We start from the raw sequence: 13776 nt of genomic DNA on the forward strand, positions 1-13776 counted from the left end.
GTCTATGATAGGGGGTAGCGCGTCAACAACCATCTCTTTAGATAACCTATGGATACTCTCAGCCAACGTTACCTACGTCTGTGCCAAGCCTATAGCCAACTGGCAGAACGCTATACCAAACTCGATATTGACCACATGGCCCTGCGGGAAAAGCTCGTCCCTTTTCTAATGGCGTTCAAATACTACAAGCAAATGACAGAGCAGCTTATGGCCGAAAAAGAGGCCATGCAGCGGGAACTCCATGACCTGCGCGATCGCTACCAGTTGCTAGTCAGTCAAAACGGCAACGTCCCCCTCCATGAAGAACTGCTCAGTGCCCTCGCTGAAGCAGAGGAGCAGATGGAACTCATTGAAGAAACCCTCAAGGAACAGGAGGCTGACCCAGATCCCAACCTGCTTCCCATCGAAAAGCAATTGCTGGAAGAATATACAAAGGGGAGTGGTGACTTCCAAGCCCTGCTCCCGCAAGTGTCGAGTCACTCCGGGGTTACTGCCTAGATGCTCTGGCCAGCCAGTGAAGAATTTGCTGCCCTCTGTCGCACCCAATTGGAACTCGTTGTCAACAGCTTGGGTGCCTCTTCACTGGCGGTCTATCTTAGTGAAACCCTCAACGACTCCCCCTCATGGTCTCCTGTTGCGGTCTATCCAGAGGCGTCCCCTCTCCTGAGCTTACCCATTCCCCCGACACTACCACCGCCAACCGCCGCCCCAGCGATCGCTTTAAGCCATTACCCTCAACAGGTTGTCTCCTCCTTGACCAATCAACTGATCCTGCCCCTGATGTACCAAAATTGGGTCTTGGGGGTACTGGTGGCGCAGCGGCAACACCGTCCTTGGCTAGCAGCAGAGCAGGCACAATTGCAACAGGTGGCACAAACCCTGGCCATCGCCTGCGTCTTGGATCAGCGGCAACAATGGCTCAGCCACTCCTGCGCCCACCCCCTAGATCAACAGCAACAGCGCTTTGACGATCTACTCCATCAACTGCGCAATCCCGTGGCCGCCATTCGCACGTTTGTCAAGCTCCTGCTCAAACGCTTGGAACCTGATCACAGGGGGCGCCCCCTCGCCGAAGGCATTGCCAAGGAAACAGAGCGGCTCATGGCACTGTTGGAGGACTATCGCCAACAGCGCAACGATATTCCCGCCCTCACGGGTAACCAGCCCCTATCCCTTGCGGGTAAACCCCTCGATCTAGCTGAAACTCTCTTGCCGCTGATCAGCGCCGCCCAAGCTCGCGCTGAAATGGAGGGTAAAACCTTTGTGGTGGAGATACCGCCCCAACTGCCGCCCGTCTGGCTTGAGGAACGGGTGCTGCAGGAGGTTGTCGGTAATCTCCTGGACAATGCCTTTAAGTACACCCCGAAAGGGGGCACGATTGGTCTGCGCTTGACGCTCTCGCCCGCCGCCTTAGAGTTAACCGTTTGGGATACCGGCTGTGGCATTCCTAAGGAGGTGCAGCCGCGTCTTTTTGAACGGGGGTATCGGGGGATTCAAGCGGACAGCGAGATTGAGGGTAGTGGCCTGGGCTTGGCGATCGCCCAGGATTTGCTGCGTCCCTATGGTCTGAGCCTGCGGGTGACGAGTCCCTACGCAGGCGATCGCGGCACGGCCTTTACCTTGGCGATTCCCTGGCAAATGGAGGTGGAACCATGAGCGCTCTGAAACAGCGTCTTGCCAAGATCAGCAGTCAGGGGCATCAATTCCTTGGGGTGATCTTTGCCCTGCCCCTATTGATCTCAGCCACAACGGGAATAGCCCATCGTCTTGGGCGCAGTTGGTTTGGGCTATCTAAAGACTTTGGGCGGGCAATGATGACCCTCCATGAGGGTCGCTATCTGGGGGAATGGGGCGTGCCCCTCTATGTGTTGGTCATTGGCTTGGGCTTGCTGGGAATCATTGCTACGGGTTTGGGTCTCCTGTGGGGGCGATCGCTCCCTGGCCAGTGGTCAGCGCGGCGGCTGCATCACCTCCTAGCTGGCGCTGCAGCATTGCCCTTGCTCGTGAGTGCCACGACGGGAATTGCCTATCGCCTTGGCCGCAACTGGTTTGGCCTCTCCAAAGAGCAGGCGGCAATTTTCCTGAGCCTACATCAGGGAAGCTATTGGGGGGAGGTGGGGCGTTCCTTCTATGTGCTCTTGGTGGGGCTGAGTTTGCTGACACTTCTGGCCACAGGAGTGTCAATGCTGACTATCCTGCGACGGCTGCCCCACTGGCGTTCTAGGGTCACCCCAGAGACCTAGCTGCAAAATGTTACGAACTATGAGCAAGCGTTGCCAAAGGGAAGCGCCTATGGAGTAATAAATACAGCACTTAATCGCGACTGTTATTCCATAAAGGAGTTGTTCATGGCGCTGACCGATACCCAAGTTTACGTTGCCCTTGTGATTGCCCTGCTGCCTGCGGTGCTGGCATTTCGGCTTTCCACTGAGTTGTACAAGTAGTCAGAGCTGTTGTTGCCAACTGGCGGCATTGCTCTATTTCGCTAAAAATTTAAAAATTTATTAGGAAAATTTATTAGGCGGTTCCCAAGGGTGTGGCGCAGGCAAGGGAACTGCTTTTTTATCTTTATACTGATAGATAACTTGCCGTTCACGGTTTAGCCATGGCTCACTCTCTTCGAACAATTCCTGCTGCGATTGCCTGGGAAGCGGGTGCCAAAATTGCAGTGAATCTGGTGCTGCTTGCCTTTGCCCTTGGGGCGATCGCCAAGCTGGTGCCCTATCAACTGAGTCAACTGCAAAAACTCCATGCCCTCGAAGCCGAAGTCGCCCAGCTGGAGGCGCGAGTTCAGGAATTACAACGGGAACAGGAGCGCGATCGCCAGCCCCAAGCATGGCGGCGCATTGCCCAGGAGGAGGCCAATTTAATTGGCGCCAATCAGCGGCGGATCATCTGGGTACAACCTAAAAAGCCAAAGCAAGAACCTGATTAAGCCCAAAACAAGGCCAAAACTAAACCACAGACACCACAGAGGGCGGCGCTAAGGGAAGCATAGGTCATTTTTCGTTTTTGCTGTTTGTACTGCTGAAGCAGCGGATCCTCAACGCTCAGGGAAATGATGAATTTTTGTCCCCTATTTTGCGGCCTTTGGAGGCGGAGAACTCCCCCCCGATCCGAGGCCATGCCCACCACCGAGATGGGTTGCCCCAAGGGCAGCACCCACTCCTGATAGCGATAGCCAAGCGTTGTAGTACTGCCAAACCGCCAATTCAATGACAGAAACCCTAAGGAGAAGGTCAAGGCATGGGGTTTATCCGCTGGCCGCAGTTCATCTAAGACCTGCACCGCTTCAATCTCAGCACCGACAGGGTTCACCTCAATCTCCCCTTGAGGATCGCGCAGCAAAAATAGGGTTGACTGCTCATGGCGGCCAATGATTTCCCAGTGGCGATCGCGCCCCTCTTTTTCATACTCGCGGCTGATAATCGTTTTGTAATAGACACAGGGAATGCGCTTCACTTCCGAGAGCAAGGGCTGCGACGCGCTGACTTGACCAACCACCTGCACATACTCGCGCCAACTGCCGCTACCCATCTCCTGAGCCACCTGTTGTTGCAATTTTTGTAACTCGCCAATGGTGCTAGGACTGGCCACCTTTATTCCCCTTAGCTTTAGCCGATAATAGCCCTCAAGGGCAAAGAGAAAGGCCGACCCCGTTAAGCAAAGGTGAGCAAAAACCCCCATGGCTGCCGTTGAATCCCTCTGTGCTGATTTTAGCTTTAGGGGCGGGCAGCCCCCATGCCAACAGAGGTTAATTTGTTCAACTCATGGAGATTAGGCCAATGGTGAGGCCAAAGAGACCATCAACAACTAGGGTGCTCAAGACAGCGCCCATAAATCCCCATAGGGGCAAGACGGCGGGATAGCCACGACGAATCTGGGATTCAAAGAGGGGCAGCAAACCAATGAGGAGCAAACTCAGGCTCAACAGCACCCCCCACACCTGGCCACTAAAGGTCTGGGCTTGGGCGATCGCCTGGGCGAGCATCTCCTGAACTGAAATGACATCCCCTTCGAGATACATAATGGCGCGCCAATGGGGAATCACATCAATTAAGTAAAAGTAGGCATCAGTGATGGCAGTGCCCAGAAAAGATCCGCAAAAAAAGAACACCCCCAGCAGTTGCTGCCGTCGCCGCAAGTGCCAGAGCATGAGCGGAATGGGTAGAGCCTCAATGGGCAAATGCCACAGAGGTTCCCAGCGCAACCATCCCCAGTAGAGCGAACCTGCCCCCCAGCACCAGCTAAATCCATAAAGCATCTCACCCCAATAGCGGCAGTGGGGCTGGCGTTGGAGATAGAAACTGAGACCCACAAGCAGCGGCGTCAAAGCCAAACTCAGCCAAGGCCATGTCCGCACGAGAGGGGCCTCAATAAACACGGGAATGGAGACCAAGAAGGCGGCAAAGCCAAAGACCAACCAGGCCAGCCGTGAGCCAAGGCGCAGAGAGGAAAGTGTCGAGGGGGAAGTAAGAGCAGTCAAGGGAAGATCGAAAATTGTTAACTTTTATTTCTTTCCTTTAAGGTATCACAGGCTGGAACGTCGGGGCGATCGCCGCGGAGCTTGAGAGCGCGCTTTGCGCCGCAGCGTTTCTGATAGATCAATAAAGGCATCCCGCTGCAAAATGGGGTAGGTGCCAATCCAGAGGCGATGGCGGGGCAGGAAGACTTCAGAAATCAGGTCAATCTCTGCAAGATCAGGACGCCGGGAAAGAACTAGCATTTCCGCTATATCGCCGGGGCGAATCCCGCGGTGTTGCCGCAGCAGCTTGGCACGGACTCTGGTTTCAAAGCCGGTTTTATCGCCAATCTCCAGATTCAAGCAGCGTTCACGGTTCTCAATAATCACGAGTTGCCCCCTCGCGTCAACGGTTTCCTCCTTGCCAATTAACTCTTCTGTAACATAGACCTCCAAAACGCGCCCGCGCCAAAAGCCCCCATAGGGAAACTGCCGGTGACGACGATTCCGCAAGGTCGCCAAAACGGCCGGTGCCCAAAGCCAATAGAGACCCGCCACCAGACCTAAAATCAGTTGGGTGCTATCCCCTAAAAAATTGAAACCAAAGGCAATAACGGCCACCGCCACCACGGAGAAGGTTAAGCGTCGTAGAAAGTCCTGAAGTTTACCCCAAACATAGCGATACTGGGAGCCAGTGGCTGCCAAGGGCACCAATTGCCGAACTTTTTCTTGGGTGAGGGGAATGAGCACAACCAGTTAGGGCGTAGGTGTTGTCTCCAGGGTATTCGTAGCGGGACGAGGCGGCTGGCGATCGCGCCACCAGGCAAGGAGGGTACTGGCAATGAAAATACTTGAATAAGCCCCTGTTGTGAAGCCAATCAGCAAGGCCAAGGCAAAGTAGCGCAGTGTATCGCCCCCAAAGAGAAGGATTGTCATCAGGGGCAGCAACGTTGTCAGGGTGGTATTGATGGAGCGGCCAAGGGTTTGCACCACGGCCTGATCCACCACCTCTTGAATTCCAAGCTCTGGGTTGAGCTTCAGTGTTTCCCGCACGCGATCGTAGATGACCACTGTATCGTTCACCGAAAAACCAATGATCGTGAGCAGCGCCACAATGAAGAGGCTGTCAATTTCTACCCCTGCCACAAGTCCTAAAATGGCAAAAATTCCCGCGCTCACCAATACATCGTGGACAAGGGCGACCAGGGCAAAAAAGGCATAGTCAAACTGGAAGCGCAGCGTCAAATAAATCGTAATGCCAATAAACGACACCAACAGTGCCAGCAGTCCCGATCGCAGGATTTCGTTGCCAAGGGTAGGGCCAACGGTCTCAATTTGCGTTTTCTGGGGGTCAAAGTCACCGATTTTTTGCCTGAGGGCATCACTGAGGCGGGTGCGCTGATCCACAGAAAGGGGCACTGTGCGAATACTCACCCCATACTCACCCACAATTTGCAGGCTGCTGTTGCCCAATCCCTGCTGGTTGAGCACTTGACGCACCACATCAATATCAATGGGCTGCGAACAGTTCTTGGTGGCGCTACAGGCCAGCTCAAATTGCAACCGCGTCCCGCCAATAAAATCTAAGCCTAACCGCAGGGGACTGCCCAGGGACACCCAAGAGATGGCCATGGCCACAAGCCCACTGAGAATGACCACCAAAGATAGACCCCACCAGAGCGATCGCCAGCGATTGACACTAAAGCTCATCGAACGCTCTCCAGTTTTGGACAGAACCAATGGGGCCTACGCAGACTGGGAATGCTAATGGCATAGAACAGGAACGTGCGACTACAGGTGAGAGCCGTAAACATACTAATGCCAATCCCAATGGCAAGGGTAACGGCAAAGCCGCGGACAAACCCTGTCCCGAAGGCAAAGAGGGCAGCACAGGCAATCAAGGTGGTGACATTGCTATCAAGAATACTGGCAAAGGCGCGATCGAATCCCGATTCAACGGAACGGTAGAGGGTTTTCCCTGAGCGTAACTCCTCGCGAGTGCGCTCAAAAATCAGGACATTGGCATCCACTGCCATACCAATACTGAGAATAAAGCCCGCAATCCCCGGCAGGGTGAGCGTCACCCCAAACAGCAGAAAGGCCGCATAGGTAAAGATGGCATATAGAAGCAGGGCAATATCGGCAATGAGTCCCGGCAGGCGGTAGTAGGCCACCATAAAGACTAGCACCAACACCAAGCCCGCCAAGCCGGCATAGAGGCTATCGCGAATGCTATCTTGCCCCAGGGAAGCCCCCACCGTGCGGTTTTCCACCACCTCTAGGGGAACCGGCAGCGCTCCCCCCTGCAACTGAATTGCTAAATCATTGGCAGTCTGGGCGGTAAAACCACCGGAAATCTCCGCACTGCCCCCGACAATTCCCGTTGCGGCATATTCTACAGAGACCGTTGGGGCACTGATCAGGCGATCGTCGAGAAAAATCCCAAGGCTGCGCCCTGTACCAGCAATCTCCTTCGTCAGTTGGGCAAAAAGTTCAGCCCCCTGGTTGTCAAAGCGGACAATCACACTCCAGTTGGGGGAGCCAGGGGCGACAGGACTGGCAAAGGCTTCCTTGAGCATTGCCCCCGTCAAATCGGAGGGCCTAAAGAGGCTAGCGATCGCTTGCTGGCTTTTTTCAAGGGATTCCCGATTTTTTTCTAGCTTTGCTGCAATCTCCTTGAGGGCTTCTGGATCCTTAGCCTTTTCAGCCTGCTGCGCCAAGAGTTGAGCCTGTTCCAAGAGCAGTTGCGACTGAAGTTGCCGCTCAATTTGCAGTTGTGCCTCTGTGCCCGGTTTTTGCACAGCAAAGAGCAGTTGCGCCGTCCCCTTGAGAATGCGCTCCGCCTGCTGCGGATCCGTCACCCCCGGCAATTGCACCAAGAGCTTGTCGTCCCCGGCGGTTTGTACTACTGCTTCGGTGACACCAAGGCCATCAATCCGCCGTTGCACCACCCCTTGCACCGCTGCCAGCACTTGGGGCGTAATTTGCGGCACCTTGTCTGTGGTTTGCACCTGCAACGTCAGTTGGGCACCCCCCCGCAGATCTAAGCCCAGCCGCGCCGGCGTGCGCACAATGACCCAGGTGGCAGCCATCAGTAACACTAAAATGGCAATCAACCAGCCCCGATACTTGCCCATGGCTAAACCTGTCCCTGCACCAGCTTTTGCACTGCCGCTACAATTTGAGGCGGTTGCACAATCGTCAGATTCTCTAGGGTGCCATTGTAGGGGGTAGGGACATCTTTGGAAGAAAGGCGAATGACCGGCGCATCCAGTTCATCAAAGTAGCGTTCCATAATCGAAGCTGAGAGTTCGGCCCCAATCCCCCCTGTCTTCATGCACTCTTCGACAATCACCACGCGATGGGTTTTGCGAATCGAGGCACCAATTGTCTCAAAGTCCAAGGGCTTGAGGGAAATCAGGTCAATCACTTCGGGGTCGTAGCCCTCTTTTTCAAGGGTTTTCACCGCTTGCAGAACATGGTGACGCATCCGCGAGTAGGTCAAGATGGTCACATCTTCGCCAGGGCGAACAACTTCCGCTTTATCAAGCGGTAGGAGATATTCTTCCTCCGGGAGATCCTCCTTGAGGTTGTACAGGAGCACATGCTCAAAGAACAGCACCGGATTGGGATCGCGAATCGCCGACTTGAGCAAGCCTTTGGCGTTGTAGGGAGTCGAGCAGGCAACAATTTTTAATCCCGGCACCGCTTGAAAGTAGGCTTCGAGCCGTTGGGAGTGCTCTGCCCCCAGTTGTCGCCCAACGCCACCGGGACCACGGATAACAATCGGAATTTTGAAGTTGCCGCCAGAGGTGTAGCGCAGCATGCCAGCATTGTTGGCAATTTGATTGAAGGCCAAGAGCAAAAAGCCCATGTTCATGCCCTCGACAATGGGACGCAAGCCAGTCATGGCTGCCCCAATGGCCATGCCAGTAAAGCTATTTTCGGCAATGGGGGTATCCAATAGGCGCAGTTCACCATACTTTTTGTAGAGGTCTTTGGTGACTTTGTAGGAGCCGCCATAATGTCCCACATCTTCCCCCAGCACAAAGACCGTGGGATCCCGCTCCATTTCTTCATCAATGGCAGCACGAAGGGCGTTAAACATGAGGGTCTCAGCCATGGTTGCGCGGCATACATTCAGTAAGGACTATTTCCTAGGGTAGTTGAAACTGGGCCGCCTGCGATCGCCCACCCCTACTAGTTCTGATGATTAAAAGTCTTGATTGATATCCCGATGCCTTCTAACGCCTAGGGCGTGTACACTGCAAAAAAACATACTGACCCTCAGCGGTTTCGGAGTACCCACCATGAAGTCCTTGGCGCGATCGCTCCCGGCCAATCCCAGCAGTTTTGCAACCATTCACCATGAGCTGCAACAGGATCAGGTGGTCATTTTGCCAATGGCAACCGTCTATAGCTTGGTGGCCAATGGCACCAGTCCAAGGGCGATCGCCCAGCTGCGCCATCTCAAGCACTTTGGTACAGAGCAACCCCTCGCCATTCTCACCCGGGGCGATCGGGCAGCTGAAGTGGCAGAACTCTCCAAAGATGCGAAAACAATGGTGGAGCATTTTCCCTATCCCGTAACGATGATTGTCAAGGGGAAGCCCCACTTGGATCCGCAAATCATGCAGGGGTTTGACTGTGTCTATCTCGCTTGTCCTGATCAGTTCATTTACGATCTCGTGGGGACTTTGCCCTTCTTTCTGGTGGCGGCAACAGCAAAAGTGGGCACAGAGCTCATTGTCAACTTTGAAGATGCCCAAAAATACTATGGTGAGCAGGTGCCCCTCATTGTAGACGGGGGTCGCTGTCGCTATGGCCGGCGAGGCACACTGGTGGACTTCACACTCGAATTGCCAACGATCATGAACTTTGGCCCTGTCTCTGTGGATGACTTGCGACCTCTGCTGCCCAATATTATTTTGCCGTCACATTTAATGAAGTGAAAAAGGAAATGAAATGGGTATAATCCATTGAGAACTATCGCGACGACCGTAGGGAGGGTTGAAAATTTCACAGCATTGCCAGTCTTTACTCATTACCGGTGTCGATACTGGTGTGGGCAAAACAATGATCACACGAGCCCTGTGGTCTTACGCCCATCGCTATCGTCCCCAAGAACGCTGGGGCATTCTCAAGCCCATGCAAAGTGGAACAGCGGTTGAGATTGGGGATGGGGATTACTACTGTCAAACCCTACCTCTAGAACAAACGCCCAGGGAGGTGTGCCCTCTGAGTTTTGGAGCCCCCCTTGCGCCTCCCATGGCAGCCCAATTGGAAAATCGCAGGATTGATTTAGCCCCCATCTGGCAGACTTACCAGCAGCTTCAGGAGCGGTTTGATTATCTTTTAGTTGAAGGAATCGGGGGCCTAGGCTCGCCCATTACTTGGGAGTGGACAGTGGCGGATTTGGCAGCCGCTTGGAAGTTGCCCATTATTTTAGTGGCAACGGTACGCCTGGGGGCGATCGCCCAAATTGTGGCCAATATTGCCCTTGCCCGGCAATATCAGTTGGCCATTCGCGGTCTGATTCTCAACTGTGTCACCCCCTGTAGTGATGCCGAGATTGAGCAGTGGACTCCGCCAGTATTTCTCAGCCATTTTACCCAAGTGCCGGTGTTGGGGGTACTGCCCTATGGTCAACAGTCCAATGAACAGTTGGCGGAAATGGTAGCTGAATGGCCCCTGGATCTGCTTTGGCGCTGAGGACAGTTAGGCAGGAAATTATTTTGAGGTCCCTCAAGGATCAATCAAGAATCATAATAAATAAAAGAATAAATAAAAGTGACTGAGATTTGATTGACACATTGATCGCTGCAACTGACCTATGCTAAAGCTCTATGGCGGCGCCAAATCCCGCGCCAGTATTGTCCGCTGGTATTTAGAAGAACTGGGCATTCCCTACGAGTTTGTGCTGATAGATCTCCAAGCTGGGGAACAACATCAGCCTGAATTTCTCAAACTCAACCCCATGGGTAAAGTGCCCGTGATTGTGGATGGGGATGTGGTGCTTTGGGAATCGGGGGCGATTTTGCTCTATCTTGCCCAAGTTCACGGTGAATTACCCAAGGATGCGGCCGCCGCTGCCCACGTTTATCAGTGGGTGCTGTTTGCCAACTCTACTCTAACCCAGGCCATGTTTCCTTCCGAAACCCGCGATCGCCAGCTTCCACAACTGCTCAAGGGCATTGAGACGGCTCTGATGGGGCAATCCTACATTCTCGGCAAGGACTTTTCAGTGGCCGATGTTGCCCTAGGGGCAATGCTGGCCTATCTTCAAATGCTCTTTCAGGTGGACTTGAGTCCCTATCCTGCCGTAGCGGATTATGTAGCCCGCTTGCAACAACGGCCTGCCTTTCAGAAGGGTTTAATGGGAGCTAGGGCATGAATGTCATCTTCCGTGAAGTGAATCCCTTTGATGTATGGATTTGGGTGGAATTTGCGGCACCCCCTTCGTCCGTGGAGCAGCAGTACCTGGAGGAAGTCTTTAACTCCTGGTTTTTCCTAGGGAAACTGGGGGGATTCAATGCTGAGAATCTCCAAGTCCAGGAAACGGGTTTAGACCTCAGTCACCTAGAGTACGATCGCGCCCAAGCCGAGAGTTCGCTGATGGCGGTGATGCACAATATGGGCGAGTTTGAGTACAACGATCGCTGGGCTCGTTGCTGGTTTGATTTGGGCACCAGTGACGCCTTGGCCCTGGATGTCTTAATCAATGCCCTCCATCAATTTAGTGAGGACTATGTCCCCTTAAAAACCCTCGTGATTGGTGGTGACAACCCCGAATGGCCGATCGCCACCAGTGAACAGCGGGAAAGGATTGCACAATCGGCGTGGAACTAAGGGCGCGGCGGCTTGCCCTCGATGCCCTAGACCGGGCAGCCAAGGGAGCCTATGCCGATGTGGCACTGCATCAGGTCTTGCAGCGGTATGCCCCCGATGGGAGCGATCGCACCCTAGTAACTGAACTGGTCTATGGAACTATTCGCCAACAGCGCACCTTAGATACCCTGATTCAGGGGTTTTGTCGCCAACTGCCGCCCCTCCCTGTCCAGTTAGTCTTGCGTTTAGGCCTCTATCAACTGCGGTACCTAGATCGCATTCCTACCCATGCCGCCGTCCACAGCAGCGTTGAACTGGTCAAAGAGATTGGCTTAGGCGGCTTTGCCAAACTGGTCAATGGGGTCTTGCGCCGTTACACCCGTTCAACCCTGGATCCCCTTGACGCCCTGATTGCTGATCTACCGTTGATCTCACAACTGGGCTGTCGCTACAGCTTTCCCGACGAATTGATTACCTCTTGGTTAGAACGTTTGCCTCTTCAGGAGTGTACTGCCCTCTGTCAGTGGTTCAATCAGCCGCCCCGCCTCGATCTACGCCTCAATCCACTGCGAACAACAGCTGATCAACTAATCGCTGATTTTGAAACAGCAGGCTATGGGCTGCAACCAATTCCCCCCCTGCCCCAAGGACTGGTTCTATCCCACTGTGGGCAATCCATGCAGGCACTCCCCGGCTATGCCGCGGGTCACTGGTCGGTTCAGGATCGGGCAGCACAATGGGTAAGCCATCTGTTAGATCCCCAGCCTGGGGAGGTGGTTATTGATGCCTGTGCAGCACCCGGGGGGAAAACCACCCACATTGCTGAGTTAATGGGAGATCAAGGCCGTGTCATTGCCTGCGATCGCTCCCCCACTCGCCTGCGGAAGTTAGCGCAAAATCGCGATCGCCTCGGCCTCAAAAGCATTGAAATCCACACCCTAGATAGTGCGACGGCAGAGAATTTTGCAGCAGTGGGCGATCGTGTCCTTTTAGACGTACCCTGTTCGGGAACAGGAACGCTGCACCGCCATGCCGATGCCCGCTGGCGACCCCTGAAGACGCGATTAGCTGAACTCTTGCCCCTGCAAGCCCAACTTTTGGCCACCGTCTGCCAGTGGGTGAAACCCCACGGCTTACTCGTGTATGCCACCTGTAGCTTGGAACCGGCAGAAAATGAGGCCCAGATTCAGCAGTTTCTGGCCCACCATCCCCAGTGGCACATTGAACCGCCACCCCCAAACTTTCCCCTCAAAGCAGCGCCCGAAGGTTGGATCACCGTGTGGCCGCAACGGGATGATATGGATGGCTTTTTTATGGTGCGGTTGCGACGCGATAGCTAAGCCCCAAAGCCACCAGAATTAAAATACCTACCCCCATCAGGCCGGCGATCGGGTTACCGTTAATGCCCGTTAGCCACTCTGGTGCCACACCGGTGTAGGTCACCAATTTTCCCGCATTGACACCAAAATAAGCCCAGACTAAGCCACCGTGAAGTCCCATGGGAAAGCCTAAACGGCCACCAAAGACCCATTTACTCAAACTGAGAATCCAACCCAACAGTGCTAAGCCAAAAAACTGCGGCCATGTGGCTAAAATCACCTCTAAGGGATGCAGATAGTGCAACGCCGCAAAAATCAGGCCATTGAGCAAGAGAGCAAACCACGGTTGGTACTCCAGCTCTAGCTCCTGCAACAGCCAGCCCCGGAACAACAATTCCTCAGCAAAGCCCACAGCAACACCGGTTAGGACGCCATCCAGCAGGACCAGACCAAAGCGATCCGGCAGCCCCTGCCAGCTCACCCAACCCAAAAGCCCCTCAATGACAAATAGCAGGCCAACCAAAAACACACCCGCTAGCCACCCCAGCAGAGCATCCCGCCCAAAGTTCCAACCGCCCTTCAGGCCATAAAACACGAGGGGCGATCGCTGGTGGTGTACCCGCTGCCCCCAGACTCGCAGCAAGAGGATAAAAATGAGATACAACAGCCCCATATTGACAAAGCTGGCTGCTCCCCCTTCTCCCCACAGAAAATAGATGCCTAGGCCAAAGGGCAGCCACAGCAGCAGCAGGGTCAGGGCAAAACTAAAGATGCGAAGCCAAAAGGGGCGGCGGATCATTTGCCGCCAAAACTGGGAAAACAGTGGCTTACTCAGTCGGCTCAATGGTACTCGTTAGGCCTGCCATTTTCAGGCCTTCACAGTAAAACTCAGCGTGCTCAAGGGCACAGGTAATCACCAGGGCAACCCCCGTCAGGTGTGCCTCCATCATAATATCCACGGCCTGGGGTTGGGTGAGGCTTGGCACCGTCTTCAGCAATACCTCCACCACATACTCCATAGAGTTGACGTTGTCATTGTGAAGGAGCACCCGATAACGGGGAGCCAACTTGCGAACGGTTGCTGGTTTTTCAATAGTTTGCACTGACATTGTTGGCCATGCCTCCATTCAGTGGACATTCAGGGTAAGACATTCAATAAATACGCTT

General features: G+C 54.2%; 18 protein-coding genes. 10 read left to right on the plus strand and 8 right to left on the minus strand.

The genetic code is table 11. The features are described from left to right. Window positions 1-48 precede the first annotated feature (48 nt). From Q0W94_RS07350 to Q0W94_RS07370, 5 genes are all read left to right on the plus strand, one after another. Window positions 49-498, plus strand: a complete 450-nt coding sequence (locus Q0W94_RS07350; protein ID WP_297757255.1) for a hypothetical protein — start codon at window positions 49-51, stop codon at window positions 496-498. Continuing rightward, window positions 499-1656, plus strand: a complete 1158-nt coding sequence (locus Q0W94_RS07355) for a HAMP domain-containing sensor histidine kinase (protein WP_297757258.1) — start codon at window positions 499-501, stop codon at window positions 1654-1656. Beyond that, entirely contained in the window at window positions 1653-2243 is a 591-nt protein-coding gene (locus Q0W94_RS07360) for a PepSY domain-containing protein (protein WP_297757261.1), read from the plus strand. The genes Q0W94_RS07355 and Q0W94_RS07360 overlap by 4 nt, the downstream gene beginning before the upstream one ends. 105 nt (window positions 2244-2348) lie before the next feature. Then, a complete protein-coding gene (gene psaM / locus Q0W94_RS07365) occupies window positions 2349-2444 on the plus strand; it encodes a photosystem I reaction center subunit XII (protein ID WP_011056052.1) in 96 nt (31 codons plus the stop codon). A 161-nt stretch (window positions 2445-2605) separates the two neighbouring features. Further along, on the plus strand, window positions 2606-2935 hold the full coding sequence (locus Q0W94_RS07370; protein ID WP_297757264.1) for a hypothetical protein: 330 nt from the start codon (window positions 2606-2608) through the stop codon (window positions 2933-2935). On the opposite strand, the gene Q0W94_RS07375 is transcribed toward Q0W94_RS07370, so the two are convergent. The 6 genes from Q0W94_RS07375 to Q0W94_RS07400 all read right to left on the minus strand — a co-directional run bounded on the left by Q0W94_RS07375 (window position 2932) and on the right by Q0W94_RS07400 (window position 8585). Continuing rightward, entirely contained in the window at window positions 2932-3687 is a 756-nt protein-coding gene (locus Q0W94_RS07375; protein ID WP_297757268.1) for an E3 ubiquitin ligase family protein, read from the minus strand. The two genes, Q0W94_RS07370 and Q0W94_RS07375, sit on opposite strands and share 4 nt — an antisense overlap. A gap of 76 nt (window positions 3688-3763) precedes the next feature. After that, window positions 3764-4486, minus strand: coding sequence for a DUF3120 domain-containing protein (locus Q0W94_RS07380; RefSeq protein ID WP_297757269.1), 723 nt, complete (start codon window positions 4484-4486; stop codon window positions 3764-3766). Window positions 4487-4531: 45 nt separating this feature from the next. Further along, a complete protein-coding gene (locus tag Q0W94_RS07385; RefSeq protein WP_297757272.1) occupies window positions 4532-5212 on the minus strand; it encodes a phosphate ABC transporter permease in 681 nt (226 codons plus the stop codon). 6 nt (window positions 5213-5218) lie between these two features. Next, entirely contained in the window at window positions 5219-6172 is a 954-nt protein-coding gene (secF, locus tag Q0W94_RS07390; protein ID WP_297757275.1) for a protein translocase subunit SecF, read from the minus strand. After that, window positions 6169-7599, minus strand: a complete 1431-nt coding sequence (secD, locus tag Q0W94_RS07395) for a protein translocase subunit SecD (RefSeq protein ID WP_297757277.1) — start codon at window positions 7597-7599, stop codon at window positions 6169-6171. The genes secF and secD overlap by 4 nt, the downstream gene beginning before the upstream one ends. A gap of 2 nt (window positions 7600-7601) precedes the next feature. Further along, entirely contained in the window at window positions 7602-8585 is a 984-nt protein-coding gene (locus Q0W94_RS07400) for an alpha-ketoacid dehydrogenase subunit beta (protein WP_297757279.1), read from the minus strand. A 187-nt stretch (window positions 8586-8772) separates the two neighbouring features. Between Q0W94_RS07400 and Q0W94_RS07405 the strand changes: the two genes are divergently transcribed. From Q0W94_RS07405 to Q0W94_RS07425, 5 genes are all read left to right on the plus strand, one after another. After that, window positions 8773-9414, plus strand: a complete 642-nt coding sequence (locus Q0W94_RS07405; RefSeq protein WP_297757282.1) for an L-threonylcarbamoyladenylate synthase — start codon at window positions 8773-8775, stop codon at window positions 9412-9414. 58 nt (window positions 9415-9472) lie between these two features. Beyond that, complete coding sequence (gene bioD / locus Q0W94_RS07410; protein ID WP_297757286.1) at window positions 9473-10174, plus strand: dethiobiotin synthase; 702 nt, start codon at window positions 9473-9475, stop codon at window positions 10172-10174. Between the two features lie 121 nt (window positions 10175-10295). Then, on the plus strand, window positions 10296-10856 hold the full coding sequence (locus tag Q0W94_RS07415) for a glutathione S-transferase family protein (protein ID WP_297757288.1): 561 nt from the start codon (window positions 10296-10298) through the stop codon (window positions 10854-10856). Continuing rightward, window positions 10853-11311, plus strand: a complete 459-nt coding sequence (locus Q0W94_RS07420; protein WP_297757291.1) for a DUF3531 family protein — start codon at window positions 10853-10855, stop codon at window positions 11309-11311. Before Q0W94_RS07415 ends, Q0W94_RS07420 begins: the two co-directional genes overlap by 4 nt. Continuing rightward, window positions 11302-12630 (plus strand): 16S rRNA (cytosine(967)-C(5))-methyltransferase, encoded by a 1329-nt coding sequence (locus Q0W94_RS07425; protein WP_297757294.1) that lies wholly within the window; start codon window positions 11302-11304, stop codon window positions 12628-12630. The genes Q0W94_RS07420 and Q0W94_RS07425 overlap by 10 nt, the downstream gene beginning before the upstream one ends. On the opposite strand, the gene Q0W94_RS07430 is transcribed toward Q0W94_RS07425, so the two are convergent. Both Q0W94_RS07430 and clpS read right to left on the minus strand, forming a co-directional pair. Beyond that, complete coding sequence (locus tag Q0W94_RS07430; RefSeq protein ID WP_297757296.1) at window positions 12602-13453, minus strand: CPBP family intramembrane glutamic endopeptidase; 852 nt, start codon at window positions 13451-13453, stop codon at window positions 12602-12604. The two genes, Q0W94_RS07425 and Q0W94_RS07430, sit on opposite strands and share 29 nt — an antisense overlap. Continuing rightward, complete coding sequence (clpS, locus tag Q0W94_RS07435; RefSeq protein ID WP_024123996.1) at window positions 13437-13718, minus strand: ATP-dependent Clp protease adapter ClpS; 282 nt, start codon at window positions 13716-13718, stop codon at window positions 13437-13439. Before clpS ends, Q0W94_RS07430 begins: the two co-directional genes overlap by 17 nt. Between the last annotated feature and the right edge of the window lie 58 nt (window positions 13719-13776).

This window comes from Thermosynechococcus sp. (assembly GCF_025999095.1).
GTDB lineage: Bacteria > Cyanobacteriota > Cyanobacteriia > Thermosynechococcales > Thermosynechococcaceae > Thermosynechococcus.

Coding starts and splice junctions, on each gene's coding strand:
- Q0W94_RS07350 (WP_297757255.1), top strand. CDS start 49: ATGGATACTCTCAGCCAACGTTACCTACGTCTGTGCCAAGCCTATAGC.
- Q0W94_RS07355 (WP_297757258.1), top strand. CDS start 499: ATGCTCTGGCCAGCCAGTGAAGAATTTGCTGCCCTCTGTCGCACCCAA.
- Q0W94_RS07360 (WP_297757261.1), top strand. CDS start 1,653: ATGAGCGCTCTGAAACAGCGTCTTGCCAAGATCAGCAGTCAGGGGCAT.
- psaM (WP_011056052.1), top strand. CDS start 2,349: ATGGCGCTGACCGATACCCAAGTTTACGTTGCCCTTGTGATTGCCCTG.
- Q0W94_RS07370 (WP_297757264.1), top strand. CDS start 2,606: ATGGCTCACTCTCTTCGAACAATTCCTGCTGCGATTGCCTGGGAAGCG.
- Q0W94_RS07375 (WP_297757268.1), bottom strand. CDS start 3,687: ATGGGGGTTTTTGCTCACCTTTGCTTAACGGGGTCGGCCTTTCTCTTT.
- secF (WP_297757275.1), bottom strand. CDS start 6,172: ATGAGCTTTAGTGTCAATCGCTGGCGATCGCTCTGGTGGGGTCTATCT.
- secD (WP_297757277.1), bottom strand. CDS start 7,599: ATGGGCAAGTATCGGGGCTGGTTGATTGCCATTTTAGTGTTACTGATG.
- Q0W94_RS07400 (WP_297757279.1), bottom strand. CDS start 8,585: ATGGCTGAGACCCTCATGTTTAACGCCCTTCGTGCTGCCATTGATGAA.
- Q0W94_RS07405 (WP_297757282.1), top strand. CDS start 8,773: ATGAAGTCCTTGGCGCGATCGCTCCCGGCCAATCCCAGCAGTTTTGCA.
- Q0W94_RS07415 (WP_297757288.1), top strand. CDS start 10,296: ATGCTAAAGCTCTATGGCGGCGCCAAATCCCGCGCCAGTATTGTCCGC.
- Q0W94_RS07420 (WP_297757291.1), top strand. CDS start 10,853: ATGAATGTCATCTTCCGTGAAGTGAATCCCTTTGATGTATGGATTTGG.
- clpS (WP_024123996.1), bottom strand. CDS start 13,718: ATGTCAGTGCAAACTATTGAAAAACCAGCAACCGTTCGCAAGTTGGCT.